Here is a 24314-nt window from a genome sequence, read left to right as displayed (position 1 = left end):
GCCGTCCGGAGGACCGCCGATCACCAGACAGACGTTGCCGTCCCGGCCGATCCCGGTTCACTCCGGCCACTTCCACTCGATTCCATAGACACCCGGCGAGCAGTGCGCCGGCAGCAGGTGGGCCGTGTGGAAGGCGTCCAGGGTCGAGCGGTGGCGGTGCTGGGGCTCGGCGCCGATCTGTTTGCGGTGGTAGCTCCAGCAGCTGACGGGGACCGCCAGGGGATGGAAGCGCACGTGCAGCAGATACGTGCGCAGCGGTGTGGTGACGCGGCGCTCGTGCTGGTGGGAGACGTCCGATGCGGACCGGAGCGTGTAGGCGACCACCGCTGTCTCGGTGCGGGCCAGCCGGCGTCCGAGGGGGATGTCGGCCGCCACACAGCCCAGCTCCGGCACGAAACGGATGCGCGGCGGCGGACCACCGGGAAGGGTGAGGTCGACCGTCCCCGCCTTCGGGGAGTCGAGGAAGTGGACGACGGTCAGATGCCGGACGCCGCCCCGGACGGCCTGCACCACGGTGACGATCGACGTCTCATGGATGGAACGGTGCTCGTCCAGGCTCACGGTCTCGTGGATGGTCAAGGGCCGCAGACCCTCGTTGAAGTGCGGGAACGCGTCACCGAGGGCCTGTTCCACGTCCGAGTTCTCGCCGAGGACCTTGCGGGCGGCGGCCGGGTCGTGCGGCGGGGGCCCACCGCGCGGCCGGTGCGGGCCCAGCAGCGAGCGGAGGGTGCCGGTGGGCAGGTTGAGCAGCGGCTCCAGCGCGTCGACGGCGAGCAGGGACTGGGCTCTCTCCGGCTGGCTGCGACCGCGCTGCCAGTGGCTGAGGGTGGCGAGGCTGACGGTGATCTGCTGGGCCCGCAGGTGGTCGCGTATGCGTTCCAGCGGCAGGCCGCGCTGTTGCAGGGCCTGCCGGAACACGGTGGCGAACGTCGTGTCGGGCCCTTCGGCGTGGGGGTTGTTCGGCATGGCGTCTTTCAGCGGGCGGGAGGCACCATCGGCTCTTGGGTCGGTGGTCCCTCGCTCCGATGAAGGCACGGCTCAACGGCGGTTTCAGGCCACACAGGCGACCAGGGGCCGCCCACCTTAGCCGGTGGTCGGCCCCTGGTCTTCCCTCGAAGGCCGGTCAGTTGGTGTTGAGTGTCAGCCCGTAGTACGAGAGGGTGTCGTCGAGTGGCTGAAAGTAGGAGGAACCGCGCGAGTTGACGCCGCCCGTGCACTCCTGGCGGAGCGGGCCGCCGGAGGTCATGCCCTGGGCCTGGTTGCCTGAGATGTACGCGCCGCCGCTGTCGCCGCCCTCGGTGCAGACGCTGGAGGTGGCGAGACCCGTGACGACCGTGTCGGGGCCGCCGTTCTGGTCGACGTAGGTGACGGAGACGTTGTAGGAACCGATCGCGCCGCACGTCCACCCGGTGGTCGCGCCGGACTTGCAGATCGTGGCGCCGGCCGCGGCACGGCGGCTGCCGCTGACGGCCACGTCGGAGGCTTGGCCCCAGGTGCCGACCCTGGTCGTGATCGAGTGGCCGGAGTTGACGGAGGCGACGCCCATGTCGACGCTGCGGGTGCCGAGCGCGAAGCGGGTGGCGGTGCCCTTGGCGAACGCGACGCCGCCGTAGCGCAGGGTGGGCAGGCCGGCCACGCAGTGTCCGGCGGTGACGAGGTACTGCTTGCCGGAGCGGTCGCGGGCGCCGTAGCCGACGGAACACCAGCCGGAGGTGTCGTTGATCGTCATCTTGCTGCCGGGGGCGATCGCGGCCTGCGGCGCGAGCTTCTCCTCGCCCCGCACGATCCGGACGGCGGAGCCGTACTTCGCGGCCTTGGCCAGGAACGCCTTGGCGGGGGCTCCACGGTCGCTGTTGACCTTGACGGTGACCTTGTCCGCGGCGAGATCCACGGACCAGTCGGTGATTCCGGCGGGGGTGCGCCGGACGGCCGCGGCGTCCAGCTGCGTCTTGATCTCGTCGAGCTTCTCCTGGCCGCGGACGGGCACCCGCGCGTCGAGGCCGGCCTTCTCGATGGCGGCGACGTCGGCACGGTCGTCGGCGTTGACGGTCAGATTTCCGGAGGCGTCGAAGAATGCGCCGTCCTCGGATATCCCGTTCTTCTTCAGCTCGGCGAGCTTGTCCTGCTGTATTTCCTGCCGGTCGAGCCGGTCGATGGCGGCTTTCTCGCTCACACCGAGTGATGCGGCCAGTGCCCGCACCATCTCCGGCTGATAGCGGGCGGTGGGTGCATTGTCCGGTGCCTGTGCCTGGGCTTGCACCTGCGCCTCTGCCGTGACCTGGGTTCCCATGACCACTGACGCCGAGAGCAGAGCCGCCACGGCGGTGAATCTGTATCTACGAGATGCACGAGATGCGGGCACACCGATTCCTTCCGGATGGCAGGCAGGAACTCTCGGGAAATACCGGAAGACAGTGGGGGTGTATTCACCGATGGATGAGTCCCTGCCCAACGACGGGCGTGGGGCCCGCCGTGGCATGAACTCTCGCGCCGACACCCGGGATTCGGCAAGGTCCGGAACAGCGGGAGCTTTTAACAGAACATCAAGGGAACTGTTAAAACGGCCCACTTGGGCGGCTGGCCCCCGGTGTGCCGGGGACGGCCCCGATCAGTCCACGGACTCGTCCAGATAGTGTTCGTCGATGTGCGCCCGGTAACTGGGATCGGTGACGCGCAGGTCTCTGTCGAAGCGCGGGGCGTCCTTCACGCGGTCCTTCGTGCGGGGCACGTAGACAGTGCGGCTCACTTCGTCGACATCCGCGATGACCCAGAGGGGCAGCAGTACCTTCTTGCTCAGCAGCGCCCCGCCGGTGTCGACGACTATGTGGTCGGGCGCCACTTCCTCGGAGACGGGGTCGACTTGCCCGACCGACCCGTCACTCGCCTCCACCGTGCAGCCGATGAGACCGACGGCGGAAATCCGCCTGTTCTGGTTTCCGGAGACCTGGAATTCGTCGGACATTCGCTCTGATCCTCTCCCGCGTCGATGGAGTGGGAACCAGATGTCCACGCCGACGCGGACGAAACCTGGAAGGAAGGGCCGGGCGGCGAGGGGCGAGCGGCGGCGCGGCGATGCGGCGGGTGCGGCGTTGCGGGACCTTCACATCTTCGGGTCCGTGAAGGCGTTCGAGTGGGGCAGGCGAGAGGGGACGCCGCGGGGAGGTCGCCGCAGATGTTAGTTGTCGCTCTCTTGTTGTTGCCGGTCATGGGGCTTCTGCTGATCGGCATGGACCGGGTCGAGGACCGGTTGAACGGACGTGCCGCATCGCCGGCCGGCCGCCATCGAGGTCACCTACGGCTCATTCACGGGCAGAAACGTACGGGGCGCCGCGACGCGGTACCGCAGAAGCGCCGCAGCTCCGAGAGCCGCAGCTCCGGAAAGCGCCCCGAAAAGCGCCACGCGGCCTGAGGGGTCGATTGGAGGTGCGTACGCAGCCATAGGTGCCACCTATGGCGGGCATGGTGAGCGCGTCTTGGACGCTATGCGCCCAGGTCACGCAGACTGAGTACGTCGGTACGCGGCGCCGGAACCGGCCGCGTACCGGCGTGCACCGCCCGCCGAAGACCCCACCGGAGGCACGACGTGGACTACGTACAACGCACCATCGACCTCGCCCGTCGGAACGTCGAGGACGGCGGTCGCCCCTTCGCCACCGTCATCGTGAAGGACGGCGAGATCATCGCCGAACGCGCCAACCAGGTGGCCCAGACCCACGATCCGACGGCCCACGCGGAGGTGCTGGCCATCCGTGACGCCTGCACCCGCCTCGGCACCGAGCACCTGACGGGCGCCACGATCTACGTCCTGGCGCAGCCGTGCCCGATGTGCCTCGGAGCGCTCTACTACTGCTCTCCGGACGAGGTCGTCTTCCTCACGACCAGGGACGCCTATGAGGCGCACTACGTCGACGACCGCAAGTACTTCGAACTGAGCACGTTCTACGATGAGTTCGCCAAGCCGTGGCAGGAGCGCCGCCTCCCGATGCGCCACGAGCCGCGGGACGGCGCCGTGGACGTCTACCGCCTGTGGCAGGACCACAACGGCGGGGACCGACGGGTGCCGGGGGCACCCACCGCCGCCCGGTGACATCGTCGAAACCCATGAGCACAGCACGCCGCATGCGCTTCGACGGATGGATCGCGGGAGTGGGCACGACCGCCGGCGTACGCATCGTCGTCGGATACTGGCCGCTGTCCCCACTCGGGCCCTTCGCCGACGTCATGGTGGAGCGGGCCGACGGGCACCGGATACTGCTGGCGCCCTCGCAGGAAGTGGCGGAGTTCGTCACCGCCACGTACCGGTTCGACGAAGTCGTCATCTGCCCTGTCACCGTCTCCCCCGCCCGTGACCGGTGGGAGGTGACAGCCGGCCCGCTGCTGCTCTCCTTCACGCCAGGCCGGTCCACCGTGCTGGGGCGTCTGCTGAGGCTGGCCCCCGCCCGTCTGGCAGGCAGCCCCGGATGGGCCGCGCTGTGCGATGTGCCGGCCCGCGTGCTGATGCGCGGTGTGCGGACACGTGGCAGCGCGGGGGCGGGGCGCCGTGAGTGGTACGCCGCCAGGGACCTGCGCTCCATCACCGCGGCGGAGGCGTCCTGGGACGGGCAGCAGCTGGGCGCACTGAGCGATGTGCACCCTCCGGTCCGCTTCGGCTTCGGCTCCGTACCCCGCCGCCCTTCCCTCACCCGTGTCGTCACCACGGTGGAGGTCTCCGCCCCCGGCCGGCGCGCTCGGCCGTAACCTCGATGCCATGGTGTTCGACTCCTCCCGTTTCGATCTCCAGCCGTACGCCGGTTTCGACATGGCTCGTTACGTCCGGCGGACGTACTGCAGCTGGGAGACCGCGGGCTGGCAGTCCCTGCTCGTCCAGCGGTTCGAGCACGTTCCCGTGGCCGAGGACATGGAGCTGCCGGGTGCGGCAGACCTGCACTTGGTGCTGCCGGTCGCGGGGCGGGCGGCGATGGAGACGCGGCGTGACGGTCGGACGACGCGTCACACGTGGGCACCGGGGCGACTGGAGATGGGCATCCCCGGGCAGCCCGTCCTCCGCCGCTACCGTGCGACCGGGGCGATGCGGAGCGTACAAGTACACATTCCGCGTGACACGGTCGAGACGGTCGCGGCACAGCTGGGCGGCCGCGCGGTGGACTACGAGGCCCTGGCCGCGTCCTTGGCGGCCGGAGACCCGCTGATCGAGGAGGCTGTCCGCGCACTCGGCTCCCCCGACGAGGTGGCCGGTGACCTGTACGCCGAATCGGCGGCGGCCTTCCTGACCGTGCACCTGCTCACGCGCCACGGGCGCAGTTCGGACCCACCCCCGCATGCGCCTTCACGTTCGCCTTCGTCTTCGCGGGAAGACGCGCGTGTAGAAGCCGCCATCGCGATGATGCGCGACCGGCTGGCCGAGCCGGTCACCTTGGCCGAGATCGCCGGTGAAGTGCACCTGAGCGTCTACCACTTCGTCCGGGTCTTCAAGGCGGCCACGGGAGTGACCCCGTACAGATACCTCACCCGGCTGCGCGTAGAGGAGGCGAAACGGCTGCTGCGCGGCACCGACCTGCCGATCGCCCGGATCGCGGCGCGGTGTGGTTTCGCCGGCCCCGGCACCCTGTCGGCCACCTTCCTCCGGCAGACCGGAGCGCGCCCCTCGGACTACCGCTCCGGCCACCGCAATTCCTGACCGCCCCACCGCAATCCCACGCATGGGCCCGGCACCATGACGTCCCTAGGCTCCGCCTCATGATCAATCTCGAGACATCATGAGGAGCGCCGAGATGCCCGACATGCACTCGTACGACGTCACGGCCGAATCGACGGCACCGCCGGAGACGATCTGGATGCTGCTGCGCAACCCGCGGAGCTGGCCCGAGTGGTCACGCATCGACGCGCTGGACACCGGCCGGTCGCACGACCTCTCGCCCGACGGCCAGGACGGAGTCGGAGCCACCCGTGCCTTCCGTACGGGAAAGGTCGTCACCCGGGAACGCATCACGCGCCTCGCGCTCGAGCCCGAACACCGCTTCTCGTACGAGGGTGTGGACATCCCGCAGATGGCCGACTACCACGCCACCGTCGAACTGCATGAACTGCCCGGCGGCGGAACGCGGATCCACTGGCACGGCACGTACGTGGCCCGCGGCAGGATGCGCTGGGCCTTCCAGTGGTACCTCCGCCGCTTCATGCAGGCGATGGCGACGGGCCTCGCCGAACACGCCGCAGGCCTGGAATCCCCACCGGCGTCGGGTCCCGCCGGGGCGGGTACCGGAGCAGGCGCCGCGCCGGAATCCGACTGAGGCGGCCTGTCCGGAGGGTGCGTCGAGCCCGGGACGCCGCCTCAGCCGAGGACGGCTCGCATCTCCTGCTCGATGATCTCCTGGAACGGTATGTCGTCCTGATTGCCGAGGACGACGCCGACCCAGCCGGTGTCCGGGTAGATGTTCCAGCTGGCGACTGAGCCGGGGTTGACGCCCGCGCGACCGTTCACCCAGCGGCCGCCCACGAGGCTGACCGGCATCATGTAGGCGGCGAACGACGCGTCGGCCGGGGCCGTCCGGCCGGCCAGGCCGCCGCCCTGCGGGGGCAGGGGGGCCTTGGCTCCGGTGAGCAGTTGGGCGTAGGGGCGGTCCAGTACGGTCCCGTCGCTCAGCGCGTGCGCGAACCGGACGAGGTCCGGCGCGGTCGCGAAGCCGCCGTCCCCCGGTGGGTCGATGAAGTAGCGGCCCGGGTTCTTGCCGAGTTGGTACGGGTCCGGGCTGCCCTTGTCCAGGTTGCGGACGGCGTCCACCCGGCTGCCGTCGGCCAGCCGCATGTACGAGTGCGCGATGTGCTGGTCGGTGAGCCACTGCGGCCGGGTGTAGAACGCGGTGCCGGTCATGCCGCAACGCCGGAAGACGTGCTCCTCGACGTAGTCCCAGTAGGTCGTGCCGGTCACGGCCTCCACGATCAGCGCGGGGATGGCGACCTCGGCTCCGGCGTGGTCGGTGGGTGTACCGGGTGCGCTCACCAGTTTCGCCTGCCTCGCCCACCGCTCGTAGAACTCCCGTACCTCCTTTCTGCTCTGGAAGACGCGCTGCAGGTCCTCCTCCGGGGTGTTCAACCCGGAGGTGCCGGAGAGCAGGTGATGGATCGTCACCTTCTCGGCGATCTCCTCGGCGAAACCGGACAGATGGGTGCCCACCGTGTCCGAAAGTCTCAGCTTGCCGCGCTGCGCCAGCTGCAGGATGGCCACGGCGCCGAACGGCTTGCCCGCGGAGGAGAGGTTGAACGCGACGCCCTCGTGGTTGCGGACTCCCTTCTCCTTGTCGGCCATGCCGTAGCTGCGCGAGAGCACGGTCCGGCCTCGGTGTGACAGCAGCACCACGCCGGAGAACCTGTCCTCGGCGGCGAGCTTCGCCACGTACCGGTCGTAGGCCCCGCCGGGCCGGGTGTCCGGCGGGACGGCGGCGGAATCGACGGCGGGCGGGGCGGCGAGCCCGGCCCGGGCACTCACCGGCCGGGCACCCGCCGCCACCACGCCAACGGCCGACAGCCCACCCCACCCGAGCAGCCGACGCCGGTCAACACCGGCTACGGAATCAGAGCCCATCCCCATGTCCTGTTCCTGCCTTTCCTGGTCGACGGGCCGGCCGGTTTCAGGCACCGGCCCGTCCGACCACTGAACAAGGAGGGGCGTTGCGGGGGCGTATGCGGTTTTCGATACGTCCGCGATATGTGCGGGATCCTCGTCGCCGGGCGTCGGCTCCGCCCATAGCCACTGCTCAGTCCGGAATCGGTCGATCGATTCGGTAGACGTAGTGCGCACGACCCTCGGCAGGGTTGTCCGGCTCGAGGTCGCCCTCGGCGACACGACGCAGCCCGGCTTTCTCCAGGGCCCGCCAGGACGCTCGGTTGGCCGCCTGCACCGGCACCAGGATGCAAGAGGCATCGGGATGGTCGTTCCAGGTCGTCCGGATGACCGACCGGATCATCCGTGGGCCGTGCCCGTGGCCGGTCTCCTGAACCTCACCGATGAGATAGTCGATGGTCATGGCCCCGTCGGGCACCTCGATGAGGGCGGCGAGCTCTGCCAGGTACGCGGGGTAGTCCGACAGGCGGCAACGCTGCACGAGGCCGATCGGGCGGCCGCCGAGGTGAGCCAGCAGATCCTCGGACGGCTCCTCTCCCCTGATGGCAGGCCCGAAGTCTCGCGCCACCGCCTCCTGGGAGGTCTCGTGGTTCCACCATCGGGCCACGTGCGGCTGCCGCAGCCAGTGCCCCAGTAACGGAAGGTCGTGCTCGGCGAGGCGACGGAAAGTGAACATGGGGTGTCTCCGGTGGGCGTGGTAGTCGTCGCTGACAGTCTCCGTGTTGCAGCAGGTTTTCGTGGTGGGTCGGCGGATGGTGGAGGTCAGCAGCAGTCGCATCCGGGGCGGCAGCCACAGGAGTCTGTCTCGGCACCGACGGACGGCGCCGACGCTGCCGTGGGTGCACAGCAGCCCTTGCCCTGCCAGGCGTCGCGGCCCTCCTTCACCGCGACGGCCGCGATGACCAGAGCGGCGATCGGGTCGGCCCAGGACCAGCCGAGCGTGGCGTTGAGAACCAGGCCGACCAGCAGGACGGCGGACAGATAGGTGCACAGCAGCGTCTGCTTGGAGTCGGCCACGGCGGAGGCGGAGCCGAGTGCACGCCCGGCCTTGCGCTGGGCGGCGGACAGGAACGGCATCACGGCCAGGGAGAGGGCTGCGATGACGATGCCGGGGATCGACCGCTCCGCCTCGCCGGTGCCGGCCAGCGCGCGGACGGCGTCGACGGTGACGTACGCGGCGAGCGCGAGGAAGGAGACGGCGATGATGCGCAGGGTGGTCTTCTCGCGGGCCTCGCGGACGGCGTGCTCACGGGCGGAGAACTGCCACGCGACCGCCGTGGCGGAGGACACCTCGATGACCGAGTCGAGGCCGAAGCCGATCAGGGCCGTGGAGGAGGCGAGCGTCCCGGCGGTGATGGCGACGATCGCCTCGATGACGTTGTAGGTGATGGTCGCGGCCACCAGCAGGCGTATCCGGCGGGCGAGAAACTCGCGGTGGCCCGGGCCGGGGCCGAGGGACAGGGGTATGTCCGCGGTCATCAGCAGCAGCCCTTCCCGTCGGCGTCCGCGCAGGTGCGGTCGGTCTCGACGGCGACCACGGCGGTGCGCAGGTCGTCCAGCGCGTGGCCGAGGCGTTCGTCGGCGAGTTCGTAGCGGGTGCGGCGGCCGTCGGGGACGGTGACGACCAGGCCGCAGTCGCGCAGGCACGCCAGGTGGTTCGACAGCCGCGTACGCGACACGCCGAGCGCGTCGGCCAAGTCGGCCGGATAGGCCGGAGCTTCGCGCAGGGCGAGCAGGATGCGGCAGCGGATCGGGTCGGCGAGCGCGCGGCCGAACCGGGCCAGCACCTCGATGTCGGAGGCAACAGTCAGCACATCTCGATAGTACACGTATCGCTGAATTCAGGGAAACGTGGATTATGCAGGGCTGAGTGCGACCTCCGCCTGCGGGCCGTCGGCCCTGGCGCCCCGCTCAGTCGGGTGGAGCGCCTGTGTCGACGATCCGGTATCCCACGCCGGGTGTGGTGGCGATGACCGGAGGGCCGCCTAGTTTGCGGCGCAGGCGGCTGATGGTGACCGTGACGGTGTTGGTGAACGGGTCGGCGTGTTCGTCCCATACCTGTTCAAGGAGGTCCTCCGCGCTGAGAAAGGCGGGGCTCGCGTCCAGGAGGGCTTCGAGTACCGCGAACTCCTTGACCGACAGGTCGAGTTGGCGGCCGTCGCGGCTGGCGGTGCGGCGCATCGGGTCGAGTTCGATGCCCGCTGTGCGCAGGGTGCGAGACCGGGCGGCAGGGCGGCGGCGGGCCAGGGCGCGGATGCGCAGGACGAGTTCGGGGAAGTGGAAGGGCTTGGCGAGGTAGTCGTCGGCGCCCAGGGTCAGGCCGCTGACGCGGTCCCCGGGTGAGACGGCGGCGGTCAGCATGAGGACCATCGCGGGGCTGTCCCGCTCGGTGATCATCTGGCAGAGGGTGTCGCCGTGGATGCCTGGCAGGTCGCGGTCGAGCACGACGACGTCGTACGTGTTGACGTCCAGCTTGGCCGCTGCGTCGAGCCCGTCGTGGGCCACGTCCACGGCCATGCCCTGATCGCGCAGTCCCTCGGCGATGACTTCGGCGAGGGGGCGGGCGTCCTCGACCACCAGGACCCTCAACGCGCCGCGCCCGTCTGTGTGTCGGGGGCTTCCGCCGTTGCCCTGCCCTCCGCGCTGGGGAGGACGACGGTGACGCGCAGGCCGCCGTCGGGGCGGGCGCGCAGGTCAAGGGTGCCGTGGTGGGCCTGGGTGATGGCCGCGACGATGGAGAGGCCGAGGCCGCTGCCCCGGCCGGTGCCGGTCCGGTCGGCGCCGAGGCGGCGGAAGGGCCGCGCGAGGTCCGCCACCCGCCGCTGGTCGAGAACCGGTCCGCTGGACTCGACGACGAGGGACACTGCGCCTGCGTCGTCTCCTTCGGACCGTACTGCGACACTGATCCAGCCTCCGGGGTCGTTGTGCGCGATCGCGTTGTCGACCACGTTGTCGGCCACGCGGCGCAGCAAGGTCTCGCTCCCCCACACCCACGCGGAGTCGTCGATCCGGTTTTCGCGCACGGTCAGGTCCTTGGCCGCGATGTCTTGTGCCCGTCCGGTCAGGGCGGTCAGCGCGAGTTGGCCGAGGGAGAGGCGCGCCGAGTCGGTGAACTCGCCGTGCTGGGTGCGGGCCAGGACGAGGAGACTCTCCAGCAGCCGGTCCACCTGGTCGAGTTCGGCGCGCATCCGGGTGGCCAGGGTGGCCGTGGTCTCGGGTATCGGGCCCGGCTTGGCGAGGGCCACGTCCAGGGAGGCCCGCATCGTGGTGAGTGGGGTGCGCAGCTCGTGGGAGGCGTTGGCGACGAAGAGGCGCTGGGCGTCGAAGGCGCTCTCCAGGCGGCCGAGGAGGTCGTCGATGGTGTCGGCGAGGTCCTTCACCTCGTCGCCGGGGCCGGCGATGGCCAGGCGTTCGTGCAGGCTGTCGGCGGTGATGCGGCGAGTTGCCGCTGTCATCACCCGCAGCGGGCGCAGCACTCGGCCGGCGACGAACCAGCCGAGGCCGACCGAGATCACCGCCATGACGCCGAGGGCGATGGCGGAGCCGATCAGGATCTGCTGGGACTGGGTGTCGTGCGCCTGGGCCAGCTGCTGCTCCAGCTCATCGATACGGCCCTCGGCCTGTGCCGCCGTCGCGGGCTGATCGGTGCCGGCACCGGGGACGGCCCGGCTGGAGCGCGATCCTCCGGAGGCCACCACGGCCGCGATGGCGAGCAGCGCCGTTCCCGACAGCAGGAACAGAGTCACGTACAGGGCAGTGAAGCGGGTGCGGGCCGTGCCACGGCGCAGGCCGAGCCGGGCGGTCGGGCCGAGACGGGTGGTCAGGCCGAGCCGGGTGGTCAGGCCGAGCCGGATGGTCTGGCCCGCGAGCCGTCGGGGCGGACCCCATTTCATCCGCATGCTCCCCTCTCGCCACCGCACCAGGACACGTACTGGGGCACGTACTGAGACACGTACCAGGCCAGGCTAAGCCGAGGCGCCTAACTGCGAGATGACAGCGGCCGTTCGGTCCCTGTAACTCGCTCCGTCACAGGCTGGGCCCATGAACAATGAGAGTACGAAGGCGACGATCGAGGTCATCGGCCTGCGTAAACGCTTCGGGTCACAACTGGCCCTGGACGGGATGACGTTCACCGTGCGGCCCGGACGGGTGACCGGCTTCGTCGGCCCGAACGGCGCGGGCAAGTCCACCACCATGCGCGTGATCCTGGGCCTCGACGCGGCTGAGGAGGGACAGGCTCTGGTCGAAGGGGTGCCGTACCGCACCCTTCGGCGGCCGCTTCGGCATCTGGGGGCACTGCTCGACGCCTCTGCGCTGCAGCCGAGCCGCACCGCCCGCAACCACCTGCTGTGGCTGGCCCATTCACAAGGTGTGCCGGCCCGGCGGGTGGATGAGGTCATGGAACAGGCCGGCCTGGGCACGGTGGCCCGGCGCAGGGCCGGCGGCTTCTCGCTGGGCATGCGTCAGCGCCTGGGGATCGCGGCGGCGCTGCTCGGTGACCCGCCGGTCGTCATGCTGGACGAGCCGTTCAACGGCCTCGACCCCGACGGCATCGTGTGGATGCGCGGCCTGCTCTCGTCGCTGGCCCGGCAGGGCCGCGCCGTTCTGGTCTCCAGTCACCTGATGGGTGAACTCGAAGACACCGCGGACCATCTCGTGGTGATCGGCCGCGGCCGGGTCGTCGCGGACACCAGCGTGCCCGAACTGCTCGCCGAGGCGGGCGGCGGCCGCGTCACCCTGCGTACCTCCGCGCCTCAGCGTGCCGCCCAGGTCCTGCACGGCGCGGGCGCCACCGTTCTCACCACCGGCCCCGACACCCTCGGCGTCACGGGCCTGCCCGACGAGGAGATCGTGGCCCTGCTCGCCCGGAACGGGGTGCCGTTCTCCCAGGTGTCCGCGCATCGGGCGACGCTCGAAGAGGCGTACATGGAACTCACCCGGGACGCGGTGGAGTACCGGGGCATCCCGGCGAGGGAGGCCACGCGATGACCGCCACTCTCCCCTCGCGCACGCCGGCCACGAGGCACGCCGAGCGGGGCGGGTTCCTCAGGACGCTGCACGCCGAGTGGACGAAGTTCCGTACCGTACGCGGCTGGGTCCTCGCCATGGCGGGGGCGCTCCTGGCGACGATCGTGGTCGGCCTGCTCGGCACGGCCGCGCCCGGCCCCGGCGATGGCGGCGGCGACTCCGCCTCGTATCCCAAGGGTCCCGGCGGCGAGGCCGTCAACGACAGCTTCTACCTCGTCCGCAAGACGCTCACTGGCGACGGCACTCTCACCGTTCCCCTGCGGTCGCTGACTGGTGTGGTCGACAACGGGACCGGCAAGACGGCCCAAGGCGTCCAGCCCTGGGCGAAGGCCGGAATCATCGTGAAGGAGAACCTCACTCAGGGATCGTCGTACGCGGCGGTCTTGGCCACCGGCGGCCACGGCGTGCGCATGCAGTACGACTACACGCAGGACACGGCGGGCCCGTCCGGCAAGGTCTCCCAGGGGTCCCCGCGCTGGTTGCGCCTGGTCCGCTCCGGTGACATTCTCACCGGTTCCACCTCCACCGACGGCTCCCACTGGACCGAGGTCGGCCGTGCGAAGCTGCATGGGCTTGCACGCACCGTGCAGGCCGGGCTCTTCGTGACGTCACCGGAGGCGAAGCAGGACACCGGGGCGGGCGCGGGCTTCAGCCCCGCCGTGGCCACCGGCGCCTTTGGCCGGCCCGCCCTCACCGGCGACTGGTCCCGGGGGACGTGGAGCGGCACCCAGGTGGGCGGTGACGCGGGCACCTCCGGCAGCTACACGAACACCATCAAGGGCGGCTTCACCCGGACCGACGGCGGCGGGTTCACCGTGACCGGGGCCGGTGACATCGCACCGGTCGTCGGCGGGCCCGTGATGGGCGTCGGCTTCTCCGTCGAGAACTTCCTCGTCGGCACCTTCGTCGGACTGATCGTGGTGATCACCGTGGGCACGGTGTTCATCACCGGCGAGTACCGGCGCGGTCTGCTGCGTACGACCATGGCGGCAACTCCCCCGCGGGGCCGGGTGCTTGGCGCCAAGGCGCTGGTGGCCGGGGTCGTCGCGTTCGCCATGGGCCTGGTGGCCGCCGCGATCACCATTCCCCTTGGGGAACACAGTGCACGCGGCAGGGGCTTCCATGTCTTCCCCGTCGCGTCGGCGACCGAAGTGCGCGTCATGGTCGGCACCGGCTTGCTCTGCGCGGCCGCCGCCGTGTTCGCCCTCGGCGCCGGTGCGCTGCTGCGGCGCAGCGGGACGGCGGTCGTCCTGGTCGTCGCCTCGATCGTGCTGCCCTTCCTGCTTGCCACCTCCGGCGTACTGCCCCCGGGCGTCTCGGAGTGGCTGCTGCGGGTGACCCCGGCTGCGGGCTTCGCCATCCAGCAGACCCTGCCGCGGTACGCGCAGGTGCTCAGCGTGTACGAGCCGTCGACCGGCTACTACCCGCTGGCGCCCTGGGCCGGCCTCGCCGTGCTGTGCGGATACGCCACGCTCACCTTTGGGCTGGCCGTGGTGCGGCTGCGCCGGAGGGACGTATGAGGCTCCTGAGCGGTGTACGACTCATGAGTTCGGCGGACGGCGCGTGGCGAGGGGGCTTCGGCCGCGCCCTGCGCGCGGAGTGGACGAAGCTGCGCACCGCAGGAGACACGGTCAGGTTGCTCCTGCTCGCCGTCACGCTGACCGTGGCCGTCGGCTGCGGCACCGCCAGGACCGTGAAGTGCCCGGACACGGGGTGCAACCAGGACGCCGTCAAGCTCGCCCTGACCGGCGTCACCGTCGGGCAGGCGGTCATCGCCGTCCTCGCGGTGCTGGCTGTCAGCGGCGAGTACGGCACCGGGATGATCCGCACCACGTTCACGGCGATGCCGAACCGGCTCACCGTCCTCACCGCCAAGGCCACGGTCCTCGCCACGGTCGTCCTGGCCGCCGGGACAGTTGCCGTCCTGGCCTCCCTCCTCGCCGGCCGCCACATCCTGCCCGGCAACGGATTCACCGAGGCGCACGGCTATGCCCCGCTGTCCCTGACCGACGGCCCGACCCTGCGCGCGGCCGCGGGATCGGTTCTCTACCTCGTCCTGATCGCCCTGCTCGGCCTCGGCGTGGCGACGGCGGTACGGGAGGCTGCGCCCGCCATCGGGATCGTGCTCGGGCTGCTCTACCTCTTCCCGGTCGTCACCCAGGTGGTCAACGACCCGGAGTGGCAGCGACACCTCCAGCAGATCTCGCCCATGACCGCAGGGCTCGCGGTCCAAGCCACCATCCGTCTGCACGAGATGCCCATCGGCCCGTGGGCCGGCCTGAGCGTGCTCGCCACATGGGCCGCGGCCGCGTTGCTGGTGGGCAACCTGCTGCTGCACAGACGCGACGCGTAGCCGAACCGAGCGGACCGCAAGCACGGCGGCTTGGGGCCGCTCCCCAACTCGACGGCGCCTCACCCGGCCGTAGCAGCCAGCCCGGCCACCGAGCCGATGCCGACCGCGCAGGACGACGAGGGCGTCCAGGAGGTGCCCGACTACCTGCCGCCGGACCGTCGCATGCCCGCCGGCAACACCAACCCGTCACCCTGGCCGGGCAGTTGCGCGCCACGTGATCGGAAACCACAAACGGCTCCGGTGGGCGCACAGTCAGGCCTCAGCGCTTTCTTGAGTGATCGATCCAGATAAGTTACGGTGGGGCCATGGCAAGAACCCGGGAGTTCGATACTGAGGCGGCGGTGAGCCGCGCCATGGAACTGTTCTGGACGCGTGGCTACGAGGCGACCTCGGTGCGCGACCTGACTCAGCACCTGGGGATCGGACAAGGCTCCTTGTACGCGGCATTTGGCGACAAGGACGGCCTGTACAGAGCCGCGCTGGAGCACTACCGCACCACACTCGCGGCGGCCGCCCTGCGCAGCCTGGAGGAGGGGGCGGATGCCCGCTCGGCGATCCGGACGCTGCTGACAGAGCGGGTCCGCATCGCCGTCGGACACGACGGCCAGGGCTGCCTGGTAGTCAATGCCGCCTGCGAGCGCCTGCCGAAAGACCCGTCGATCCGGCGCATCGTGCGGGACACACAGGACGCCAGTCGGGACGCGCTCGCCGAAGTGCTGCGGGTCGCGGCGGAGCGGGGTGAGATTGCGGCGCGCCATGACCCGAACACTCTCGCCGCCTTCCTCGTCACCTTCCTCAACGGCCTGCTGGTCTCCTCGAAAATCACGCCGGACTTCCAGGGCCTGAAACCCCTCGTGGAGGTCGCGCTGGCCGCCCTCGACTGACTTTTTCATGGCCAAAATCTGTATCGGGTGATCCAGAAAAGGCGCCGGAGCCGCAGGAGTGGGAGCTGCAGGGCCCTTCCACTGCTCGGACAACCTCGTATGCCACCGGACCGAGCCACCTGACGACTCTCGTCGACCCGACCCTCCGCACGCCCACTGACACGCGCACCGCGAAGCACAGCAGAAAGGTTGGAAAACATGATGCTCGATCATGAAGGAACGCCTGTTCGCACGGGCCGTGCCGCCGTCAACGGCACGAGCCTGCACTACCGCACGGCCGGATCCGGCCCCGCCGTGGTGCTGCTGCACGGCGTGCCCAAGACGAGCTACCACTGGCGCCACCTCGTCCCGAAGCTGACGCCCCACTACACCGTCGTCGTGCCGGACCTTCGCGGTCTCGGCGACTCCGCCCGCCCCTCGGAGGGCTATGACTCCGCGACGATGGGCGACGACATCGCCGAGTTGATGACCCACCTCGGACACGAGACATACGCCGTGGCGGGCGAGGACTGGGGAGCGGTGATCGGCTACCAGCTCGCCGCACGCCACCGCGACCACGTCACGGCTCTCGTGTTCGCCGAGGCGCTGTTCCCCGGATTCGGCTTCGAGGACCACACGGCCCTCACCCCCGAGAACGTCTCCAGCGGCATGCACCTGTGGCATCTGGGCTTCTACTTCCAGCCGGACATACCCGAGATGCTGATCGCCGGACACGAGCGCGAACTGATCACCTACATGATCAAGAACGAGCGCAGCCACCCCGACACCGCCACCCCCGACGCGGTCGACGAATACGTGCGCTGCTACTCCATGCCCGGCGGCATCCGCGCGATGCTCTCGATCTACAGGGCAATGCTCGTCGACGCCGAACAGAATCGGCAGGCCGCACAGAAGAAGCTGGACATCCCGGTCCTGGCGCTCGGCGGATCCGCGTTCATCGGCGACCGCAACGAGTCCCAGATGCGGCGCATGGCCCACGACGTCACCGGCCACGTCTTCGACGCCGGCCACGACTTGGCGGAAGAAGTACCCAACGAGATGGCCGCCGTCCTCCTGCCGTTCCTGGCCGCACACCTGTAACCGACACCCACCACCGAGGCCGACGATCCCAGCCCGGAGCCGACCCCGCCCCGCGCAACCACGGCGCCCACGCAGCTCGTTCACGGGGTGCCCTTCTTTTCGGTACGGCGATTGATGACGGCCAGTCGTACGCTGTGCGCCAAGGAGACGACGGCCAGGGTGGGGAGGACCGCCAGGGTGGGATTCACCCAGGCCGGGACCAGGTCGTAACCCGCGTGGCATTTTTCGTGCAGCGGGTACCACTGTCCGAATTCGCGGAAGTGTTCCCCGCGGTACGCCGAGTCGTAGGCCTGGCCTGAGCTGTGGCATTCCTCTTCCGTGTCCAGCCCACCGGCCAAGGCGCCGATGAGGTAGGTGACCCCAGTCCCCAGCAGAAGGAACACGGCAGTCACGGCGAACCAGACGGGACTGCTCCGCCAACTTCCGGCTAACAGTGGGTAACACCAGAGCCCAATCAGGACAGGCACAAGGATCAAGATGATGCTCATGGAGTAACCCTGCCCGTTCTTCCCTGCCCTTGGCCCCCGCCGCCCGCTTCGCGGCCTGCCCGCTGGTGAGCGGCAAGGTTCTCCTTGTATCGGGCAGTCTTGCGGTTCCCCAAGCCGATGAGGGCGGGACTTCGCGGGTCTCGTCGGTCGCGTCGAGGAGACCGGGGAGCGGGTGTGTGTCATCGACGGCGGCAAGCCGACGAGTGTGCTCCTGCCCGCGGCGGAGCTCGCCGAGCTGGAACACCTCGCCCAACGGGCCCCCGGTGACGCGCGGCACCGGCCCAGATCCGGTTCGGGACAGGGGCACCCGTCCGGCCCGGACCAGCAGGGCCCGTACATCCGGTACGTGCACGCCGACGGGAGGCGGATGACCTTCGTCCGGGACCGGGTGGTCGTGGCCGAACTGAGGTCCGTGGCGGAGCTCGACTGGCTGGAGGACAGGGCGCGCACGGCCCGCCAGAGCTACATGCCCCCGAAGCAGGCGGCCGCGTTCGAGGAGTTCCTCGCCCGCCAGGGCCCGGTGGGCGACGGCGTGGCGTGGATCGCCGACAGTTGGCGCAACCAAGAACCCTTCACAGAACTCGTGTTCATCAAGGGACCGACCGCCGAGGACGTCGCCCTCGCCTACGGAGCCGACGCACAGGACATCGCCGACGGGCTGCTGCTCCATCAGGTCGAGGAGCGGGACGCACGGGAGGGCACCGACGACCTCACCCGCGTGCTGGCCTTCGGGGAGGAGAACGGCTGGACGTGGCTGAGCTACCACGACTTCGACCATGCCTTCTCACGCTCCCTCGACCCGCCTCCCGAGCAGCAGATCACGCTCAACGCGACCATGGCCAAGGCCATCTACGACTTCAGCTACTTCAAGGATGAGGTTATCGGCGCGTATGCGGTTTTTGATACGCGGACGATATGTTCCCGCTCGTAACATCGAGGGCATGCGTGTCTTGATCGTCGAGGACGAGCCTTATATGGCGGAAGCCATCCGCGATGGCCTGCGCCTGGATGCAATCGCAGGTGACGAGATCGCCAAACGCATCGTCGCCTCGGGCAGCGGCATGCCGAGCCTCATGCTGACCGCTGCCGACCGCCTCGACGACAAGGCATCCGGCTTCGAACTCGGTGCCGACGACTACCTCACGAAACCGTTCGAACAGCAGGAACTCGTTCTCGGGCTCCGGGCGCTCGACCGCAGGCGTGCCCACAGTCGGCCGCCGGTGCGTGAGATCGCGGGGCTGCGGTTGAATCCGTTCCGCCGCGCGATCCACCGGGACGGCCGCTACGTCGCGCTGACGCGCAAGCGGCTCGGCGAGCCCCGGATCATCGCCACCGTGCCTGGCGTCGGCTATCGCATCGGAGGCGACAGTGGATAGACCCCCCGGCTTCAGCGTCCGCCTCAAGCTCACCCTCAGCTATGCCGGATTCCTCATGCTCGCCGGCGCCCTACTGCTCGCCGCCGTGAGCTGGTGGCTCCTGCGAGAGGGGTGGTTGCAAACCAACGAAGAGGGGGCGTGGAGAGCAACTCCGGGCACCACTTTCGTGCGCGGATTCACTCCCATCGCGGCCGCGGTCATGGTGTTCCTCCTGGTGTTCGGCCTCCTCGGGGGATGGGTCCTCGCCGGCCGTATGCTCGCCCCCCTGACCCGCATTACGGACGCCACCCGCACCGCCGCGACCGGGGCGCTTTCGCACCGCATCCGGCTGCCGGGACGCCAGGACGAGTTCCGCGAACTGGCCGATGCCTTCGACGCCATGCTCGAACGGCTTGAAGCCCACGTCGCCGAGCAGCAGAGATTCGCAGCCAACGCCTCGCACGAACTACGCACCCCACTGGCGATCTCGAAGTCACTTCTCGACGTGGCCCGCACCGATCCCTCACACGACACCGCCGAAGTCCTCGACCGCCTCCAAGCTGTCAATACCCGAGCGATCGACCTCACTGAAGCCTTGCTCTTGCTCAGCCGAGCCGGCCAGCGGTCCTTTACCCGAGAACAGGTTGACCTGTCCCTCATGGCGGAAGAAGCCACCGAGACGCTGCTCCCCCTCGCAGAAAAGAACGGCGTCACCATCGAGACCCGCGGCGACATCACGCCCACGAACGGATCGCCGGCGCTCCTGCTGCAACTGACCATGAACCTCGTGCACAACGCGATCGTCCACAATCTGGCCGGCCAGGGCATGGTGTGGGTCACTACCAGCGCCCACCCCGGCACCGTGGTGCTCACGGTCGAAAACACCGGCAAGAAACTGACTCCACGCCTGGTCTCGACGCTCACCGAGCCATTCCAGAGGGGCACCGAGCGCATCCACGCCGACCAGGCGGGCGTCGGCCTCGGCTTGGCAATCGTCACCACCATCGCTCGCGCACACGACGGCACCGTCACCCTCACCCCACGCGACACCGGCGGCCTGCTCGTCACGGTGCAACTGCCCGCGGGTACGCACCCGCAGACGTGATACGGCCCCGATCCCCTGCTGAACGGATCGCACCAGCGCCGCCATGTGCCCAGTCCTGCTCGACGGCCGCGCCTGGGCGGCCACGCGGGCCGAGAGCGTATCCCCAGCGTATCGAAAACTGCATACGTGCCAGCAACACCCCGTTTCCTTGAATGGATACATGACCTACAGCGAACCAGTGGGAATCACCGCTTTCGAATGCGGGTGGGACGAAGCCGCACGGTTCCGGGAGCTGGCACCCCGATTCGGAGTGACGCCGACGATCACAGAATCCGCGGTGTCGGAGAAGACCGCACATCTGGCAACTGGAAACCGTTGCGTCAGCGTCGGACACAAGACCCGGATCACCCCGGCGACACTTCGTGCGCTGAGCCGAGTCGGCGTCTCCTATATCTCCACGAGAAGCATCGGGTACGACCACATCGACGTGGATTACGCGGGCCGCGTCGGCATTTCCGTCGGGAACGTCTGCTACTCCCCCGACAGCGTCGCCGACTACACGCTGATGATGCTGCTGATGGCGGTGCGTCACGCCAAGTCCACCGTCCGCCGCGCGGACGTGCACGACTACCGGCTGCACGACGTACGGGGCAAAGAGCTGCGCGACCTGACCGTCGGCGTGGTCGGCACGGGGCGCATCGGCACGGCCGTCATGGAGAGGCTCCGCGCCTTCGGATGCCGGATTTTGGCGTACGGAAATCGTGCCAGTGAATCCGGCGACCCCGGCGACTCCGGTGACTCCGGTGACTCCGGCCACGAGGTGTCGCTCGATGAACTGCTGAGGTCGAGCGACGTCGTCACACTCCATGCGCCGCTCAACGCCGAGACGCACCACCTTCTCGACCGTGAGCGCATCCAGCGGATGAAACCCGGCGCGTTCGTGGTCAACACCGGGCGCGGTGCCCTCATCGACACGATCGCGCTGGTCGCGGCGCTGGAGGACGGTCGTCTGGGTGGTGTCGCCCTCGATGTCGTCGAGGGCGAGGAAGGGGTGTTCTACGCCGACCGGCGGAACGCACCCATCGACAGCAAATCACTGCTGCGGCTGCAGGAAATGCCGAATGCGTTCATCAGTCCGCACATCGCGTATTACACGGACCGCGCCCTGAGCGACACGGTCGAGAACTCGATCATCAACTGCCTGGAATTCGAAAGCAGGAATCAGCATGCCTAAGGCCAAGCTTCAGGTCGGAATCCTCTTCGGAGGCTGCTCGGAGGAACATCCCATCTCCGTCAAGTCCGCGCAGGAGATCGCGCGGAACCTCGACCCGGACAAGTACGAGCCGTACTTCATCGGGATCACGCGCGACGGCGCCTGGAAGCTCTGCGAGGGCCCCGCCGCGGACTGGGAGAGCGGCGCACACCGGCCCGCCGCGCTGTCCCCGGACCGCGGCGTGCGCGGACTGCTCGTCTTCGATCAGGGGAAGTACGAGACGATCGGTCTGGATGTCGTGGTGCCCGTCCTGCACGGCAAGCTCGGGGAGGACGGCGCGATCCAGGGCCTGCTCGAGCTGTCCGGAATCCCGTACGTGGGCTGCGATGTCCAGAGTTCGGCGTTGGGCATGGACAAGTCCCTCGCCTATGTCGTCGCCGCCGGCGCCGGAATCGCCACGCCGAATTTCTGGACGGTCGCGGCGGGCGAGGACATCGACGCCGACCGGCTCACCTATCCCGTCTTCGTGAAGCCGGCCCGCTCGGGATCGTCCTTCGGGGTCAGCAAGGTGGCGAATGCGCAAGAACTGCCGGCCGCGCTGGACATCGCCCGGCGCTACGACATGAAAGTCCTGGTCGAGGAGGCGGTCGTCGGCAGTGAGGTCGGCTGCGCAATCCTGGGCGGCGGAACGGACCTGACCGCGGGAGAAGTCGACCGCATCGCCCTGTCCCACGGATTCTTCCGGATCCACCAGGAGGACGAACCCGAGAGCGGCTCCGACAATTCGACGCCGATCGTCCCCGCCGACATTCCGGCTGAATCCCGGGCACGCGTCCAGGAAGTGGCAAAGGCCGTCTACCGCGCCCTGGGCTGCAGCGGACTCGCCCGCGTGGACCTGTTCCTCCAGGACGACGGACAGGTCGTCCTCAACGAGGTCAACACTTTCCCCGGCATGACCTCGTACAGCCGTTATCCGAGGATGATGGCCGCCGCCGGCGTCCCGCTGTCCGAAGTGATGGACCGCCTGGTGACCGGGGCGCTCGCTCTGCCGCTGTCGCTGCCCCTGACTCCGACGGAGCAGGCCGATGCGTAACGACTTCGTCTTCATAGATGAGTACATGGCCGGGGTCCGCTGGGACGCCAAGTACGCCACCTGGGACAACTTCACGGGCAAACCGGTCGACGGATATCTGGCCAATCGGATCGTCGGCACCAGGGCCCTGTGCGCGGCATTGCAGAGCGCGCGCGAAGAGGCGGCCTCGCACGGATTCGGCCTGCTTCTCTGGGACGGCTACCGCCCGCAACGCGCCGTGAACTCCTTCCTGCGCTGGTCCAGGCAGCCGGAGGACGGCCGCACCAAGCACCGCCACTACCCCCATATCGACCGGCCCGAGATGTTCAAGAACGGATATGTGGCCGCCAAGTCGGGCCACAGCCGCGGCAGTACCGTCGATCTGACGCTGTACCACCTGGAAAGCGGCGACCTCGCCGCCATGGATGGTGACCACGATCTGATGGACTCGGTCTCGCACCACGGAGCGGAAGGAATCTCGCGGGCCGCGGCGGACAACCGCAGGCGTCTTCGCTCCATCATGGAGACCAGCGGCTTCAGCTCCTACGCCTGCGAATGGTGGCATTACACGCTCAAGGACGAGCCCTACCCGGACACCTATTTCGACTTTCCCATCACACAGGTGAGTCTGGGATGAATACGCCAAGGCTCCGGCGGGTCCGGCGGGTCCGGCCGGAGCTTCGGCCCGTCCCTGGACGCCGAGCGCGAGGGCGAGCCCCCCACCTCCACCAGAGCCCACCACGTATCGCCTACGTATCGAAAACCGCATACGCACCGGCAACACCCCGCCGCCTTCACTGGATCCATGCGTCAGAGCCAGCCGTCCCCCGCCCCGCACCCCCTCTCCCTCGCCGAGATCGCCACGCTCGTCGGCGGCCGGGTCACAGGTGACGCGACCGTCACCGTGAGTGCGCCGGCTGTACTCGACAGCCGACACGGCGAACCAGGCGGTCTCTTCGTCGCCATGGCCGGTGAGCGCGTCGACGGCCACGACTACGCCGGCCGCACCCGCGCGACCGCCGTGCTCGGCTCGCGGCCGACACCGCTCCCCACCGTCGTCGTCGACGACGTACCGGCCGCACTGCAGACACTCGCCGCCCACGTCGTGGCCCGGCTGCGCGAGCGGCTGACCGTCGTCGCGGTGACGGGCTCGCAGGGCAAGACCAGCACCAAGGACCTGCTGTCCGTGGTCCTTTCGGGCGCAGGGCCGACCGTCGCCACACACGGTTCGTACAACAACGAACTCGGCGTGCCTCTGACCATGCTGCGCGCCGACGCGCGCACCCGCTTCCTCGCACTCGAAATGGGCGCCCGCCACCTCGGCGACATAGCCCGCCTCACCGGCCTTGTCGCACCCGACATCGCGGTCGTGCTCAACGTCGGCCAAGCCCACATCGGGGAGTTCGGCTCGCGCGCGGCCATCGCACGGACCAAGGGCGAACTCGTGCGCGGCCTCGCTCCCGACGGCATCGCCGTCCTCAACGCCGACGACCCCCGCGTCGTCGCGATGCGCGCGCTGACCGACGGGCCGGTCCTGACCTTCGGCCGTGCCGAACACGCCGACGTGCGTGTCCAGGACCTGGTCCTCGACCACCTGGGCCGGGCGGCCTTCACCCTGCGCGCCTACGGCGCCTCGGCCCGTGTCGCGCTGCCACTCTTGGGCGCCCACCAGGCACTCAACACGGCGGCCGCCGTCGCGGCGGGACTCGCGGCCGGCATCCCCCTGGTCACCTCCGCGGCGGCCCTCAGCACCGCCTCACTGTCCAGGTGGCGCCTGGAGCTCCGCACCCTGGCCTGCGGCGCGATCCTGCTCAACGACTCCTACAACGCCAACCCTGACTCCACCCGAGCCGCCCTGGACACGCTCGCAGCCATCGCAGGCCGCCGCCGTATCGCCGTACTCGGCGCGATGCTCGAACTCGGCGCCGATAGCGAGGCCGAGCACCGAGCAGTGGGCGCATACGCGGCCGCGCGCGCCGACCTGGTGGCCGTCGTCGGTGGAACAGCCCGTCCCGTCGCCGACGCCGCGGGAAAGCGGGCGATCGCACTCACCGACAACCAAGCGGCCGTCGACTGGCTGCGCGAGCACCTCACCGATGGCGACATCGTCCTCGTCAAAGCATCGCGCGGCGCCCGCCTCGACGAGGTGGCCGCCGCACTCGGGTAACCGCTCGG

26 protein-coding genes are annotated in these 24314 nt (G+C 69.5%); 16 read left to right on the top strand and 10 right to left on the bottom strand.

Translation table 11 applies throughout. From position 1 onward, the window contains the following. Window positions 1-57: 57 nt before the first annotated feature. The 3 genes from ACH4D5_RS21335 to ACH4D5_RS21325 form a co-directional block, all read right to left on the bottom strand. On the bottom strand, window positions 58-966 hold the full coding sequence (locus ACH4D5_RS21335) for a hypothetical protein (RefSeq protein WP_398304647.1): 909 nt from the start codon (window positions 964-966) through the stop codon (window positions 58-60). 157 nt (window positions 967-1123) lie between these two features. After that, the gene (locus ACH4D5_RS21330) at window positions 1124-2290 is read right to left on the bottom strand and encodes a S1 family peptidase (RefSeq protein WP_398304901.1); all 1167 of its coding nucleotides are present in this window, start codon (window positions 2288-2290) and stop codon (window positions 1124-1126) included. 318 nt (window positions 2291-2608) lie between these two features. Then, the gene (locus tag ACH4D5_RS21325; RefSeq protein WP_398304645.1) at window positions 2609-2962 is read right to left on the bottom strand and encodes a PRC-barrel domain containing protein; all 354 of its coding nucleotides are present in this window, start codon (window positions 2960-2962) and stop codon (window positions 2609-2611) included. Window positions 2963-3583: 621 nt separating this feature from the next. Here ACH4D5_RS21325 and ACH4D5_RS21320 point away from each other — a divergent pair. The 4 genes from ACH4D5_RS21320 to ACH4D5_RS21305 all read left to right on the top strand — a co-directional run bounded on the left by ACH4D5_RS21320 (window position 3584) and on the right by ACH4D5_RS21305 (window position 6290). After that, entirely contained in the window at window positions 3584-4087 is a 504-nt protein-coding gene (locus ACH4D5_RS21320) for a nucleoside deaminase (protein ID WP_398304642.1), read from the top strand. A 14-nt stretch (window positions 4088-4101) separates the two neighbouring features. Then, window positions 4102-4737: a hypothetical protein gene (locus ACH4D5_RS21315; protein WP_398304640.1), complete on the top strand. Its 636-nt coding sequence runs from the start codon at window positions 4102-4104 to the stop codon at window positions 4735-4737. Between the two features lie 10 nt (window positions 4738-4747). Then, window positions 4748-5677 carry a helix-turn-helix domain-containing protein gene (locus ACH4D5_RS21310; RefSeq protein WP_398304637.1) on the top strand — a complete coding sequence of 310 codons (930 nt, stop codon included), beginning with the start codon at window positions 4748-4750 and terminating at the stop codon, window positions 5675-5677. 94 nt (window positions 5678-5771) lie between these two features. Further along, window positions 5772-6290: an SRPBCC family protein gene (locus ACH4D5_RS21305; protein ID WP_398304634.1), complete on the top strand. Its 519-nt coding sequence runs from the start codon at window positions 5772-5774 to the stop codon at window positions 6288-6290. 41 nt (window positions 6291-6331) lie between these two features. On the opposite strand, the gene ACH4D5_RS21300 is transcribed toward ACH4D5_RS21305, so the two are convergent. The 6 genes from ACH4D5_RS21300 to ACH4D5_RS21275 all read right to left on the bottom strand — a co-directional run bounded on the left by ACH4D5_RS21300 (window position 6332) and on the right by ACH4D5_RS21275 (window position 11514). Beyond that, the gene (locus ACH4D5_RS21300) at window positions 6332-7486 is read right to left on the bottom strand and encodes a serine hydrolase domain-containing protein (protein ID WP_398304631.1); all 1155 of its coding nucleotides are present in this window, start codon (window positions 7484-7486) and stop codon (window positions 6332-6334) included. A 268-nt stretch (window positions 7487-7754) separates the two neighbouring features. Then, on the bottom strand, window positions 7755-8297 hold the full coding sequence (locus ACH4D5_RS21295) for a GNAT family N-acetyltransferase (protein ID WP_398304898.1): 543 nt from the start codon (window positions 8295-8297) through the stop codon (window positions 7755-7757). Window positions 8298-8383: 86 nt separating this feature from the next. Beyond that, window positions 8384-9100 (bottom strand): cation transporter, encoded by a 717-nt coding sequence (locus tag ACH4D5_RS21290; RefSeq protein ID WP_398304628.1) that lies wholly within the window; start codon window positions 9098-9100, stop codon window positions 8384-8386. Continuing rightward, the gene (locus ACH4D5_RS21285) at window positions 9100-9435 is read right to left on the bottom strand and encodes an ArsR/SmtB family transcription factor (RefSeq protein ID WP_398304626.1); all 336 of its coding nucleotides are present in this window, start codon (window positions 9433-9435) and stop codon (window positions 9100-9102) included. The genes ACH4D5_RS21290 and ACH4D5_RS21285 overlap by 1 nt, the downstream gene beginning before the upstream one ends. A 97-nt stretch (window positions 9436-9532) precedes the next feature. Next, window positions 9533-10210 carry a response regulator transcription factor gene (locus ACH4D5_RS21280; RefSeq protein WP_398304623.1) on the bottom strand — a complete coding sequence of 226 codons (678 nt, stop codon included), beginning with the start codon at window positions 10208-10210 and terminating at the stop codon, window positions 9533-9535. Then, the gene (locus ACH4D5_RS21275) at window positions 10207-11514 is read right to left on the bottom strand and encodes a sensor histidine kinase (RefSeq protein ID WP_398304621.1); all 1308 of its coding nucleotides are present in this window, start codon (window positions 11512-11514) and stop codon (window positions 10207-10209) included. The genes ACH4D5_RS21280 and ACH4D5_RS21275 overlap by 4 nt, the downstream gene beginning before the upstream one ends. 148 nt (window positions 11515-11662) lie before the next feature. Here ACH4D5_RS21275 and ACH4D5_RS21270 point away from each other — a divergent pair, with 148 nt between their 5' ends. The 5 genes from ACH4D5_RS21270 (at window position 11663) to ACH4D5_RS21250 (ending at window position 16966) form a co-directional block, all read left to right on the top strand. Next, complete coding sequence (locus tag ACH4D5_RS21270) at window positions 11663-12610, top strand: ABC transporter ATP-binding protein (protein ID WP_398304618.1); 948 nt, start codon at window positions 11663-11665, stop codon at window positions 12608-12610. Then, a complete protein-coding gene (locus tag ACH4D5_RS21265) occupies window positions 12607-14169 on the top strand; it encodes an ABC transporter permease subunit (RefSeq protein WP_398304615.1) in 1563 nt (520 codons plus the stop codon). The genes ACH4D5_RS21270 and ACH4D5_RS21265 overlap by 4 nt, the downstream gene beginning before the upstream one ends. Window positions 14170-14192: 23 nt before the next feature. After that, a complete protein-coding gene (locus tag ACH4D5_RS21260) occupies window positions 14193-15002 on the top strand; it encodes an ABC transporter permease (protein ID WP_398304612.1) in 810 nt (269 codons plus the stop codon). A gap of 305 nt (window positions 15003-15307) precedes the next feature. Then, on the top strand, window positions 15308-15886 hold the full coding sequence (locus tag ACH4D5_RS21255; RefSeq protein WP_398304609.1) for a TetR/AcrR family transcriptional regulator: 579 nt from the start codon (window positions 15308-15310) through the stop codon (window positions 15884-15886). A 198-nt stretch (window positions 15887-16084) separates the two neighbouring features. Next, entirely contained in the window at window positions 16085-16966 is an 882-nt protein-coding gene (locus tag ACH4D5_RS21250) for an alpha/beta fold hydrolase (RefSeq protein ID WP_398304606.1), read from the top strand. An 80-nt stretch (window positions 16967-17046) separates the two neighbouring features. On the opposite strand, the gene ACH4D5_RS21245 is transcribed toward ACH4D5_RS21250, so the two are convergent. Next, window positions 17047-17454 carry a hypothetical protein gene (locus ACH4D5_RS21245; RefSeq protein WP_398304604.1) on the bottom strand — a complete coding sequence of 136 codons (408 nt, stop codon included), beginning with the start codon at window positions 17452-17454 and terminating at the stop codon, window positions 17047-17049. 172 nt (window positions 17455-17626) lie between these two features. On the opposite strand from ACH4D5_RS21245, the gene ACH4D5_RS21240 reads away from it, so the two are divergent. From ACH4D5_RS21240 to murF, 7 genes are all read left to right on the top strand, one after another. Then, on the top strand, window positions 17627-18385 hold the full coding sequence (locus ACH4D5_RS21240) for a hypothetical protein (protein WP_398304601.1): 759 nt from the start codon (window positions 17627-17629) through the stop codon (window positions 18383-18385). A gap of 10 nt (window positions 18386-18395) precedes the next feature. Then, window positions 18396-18830, top strand: a complete 435-nt coding sequence (locus tag ACH4D5_RS21235) for a response regulator (protein ID WP_398304598.1) — start codon at window positions 18396-18398, stop codon at window positions 18828-18830. Then, window positions 18823-19914, top strand: coding sequence for a sensor histidine kinase (locus tag ACH4D5_RS21230; protein ID WP_398304595.1), 1092 nt, complete (start codon window positions 18823-18825; stop codon window positions 19912-19914). The genes ACH4D5_RS21235 and ACH4D5_RS21230 overlap by 8 nt, the downstream gene beginning before the upstream one ends. A 160-nt stretch (window positions 19915-20074) precedes the next feature. After that, a complete protein-coding gene (locus ACH4D5_RS21225; RefSeq protein WP_398304592.1) occupies window positions 20075-21088 on the top strand; it encodes a D-isomer specific 2-hydroxyacid dehydrogenase family protein in 1014 nt (337 codons plus the stop codon). Continuing rightward, window positions 21081-22160, top strand: a complete 1080-nt coding sequence (gene vanA, locus ACH4D5_RS21220; protein WP_398304590.1) for a D-alanine--(R)-lactate ligase — start codon at window positions 21081-21083, stop codon at window positions 22158-22160. The genes ACH4D5_RS21225 and vanA overlap by 8 nt, the downstream gene beginning before the upstream one ends. Continuing rightward, window positions 22153-22776: a D-Ala-D-Ala dipeptidase VanX gene (gene vanX / locus ACH4D5_RS21215; RefSeq protein ID WP_398304587.1), complete on the top strand. Its 624-nt coding sequence runs from the start codon at window positions 22153-22155 to the stop codon at window positions 22774-22776. Before vanA ends, vanX begins: the two co-directional genes overlap by 8 nt. Before the next feature lie 168 nt (window positions 22777-22944). Then, window positions 22945-24306 (top strand): UDP-N-acetylmuramoyl-tripeptide--D-alanyl-D-alanine ligase, encoded by a 1362-nt coding sequence (murF, locus tag ACH4D5_RS21210; protein WP_398304584.1) that lies wholly within the window; start codon window positions 22945-22947, stop codon window positions 24304-24306. Window positions 24307-24314: the final 8 nt, after the last annotated feature.

The sequence above is a fragment of the Streptomyces sp. NPDC018029 genome (assembly GCF_044327655.1).
Lineage (GTDB): Bacteria > Actinomycetota > Actinomycetes > Streptomycetales > Streptomycetaceae > Streptomyces.
The sequence above is the reverse complement of the archived record's forward strand: the minus strand, read 5'-3'. Positions and strand labels throughout refer to the sequence as shown.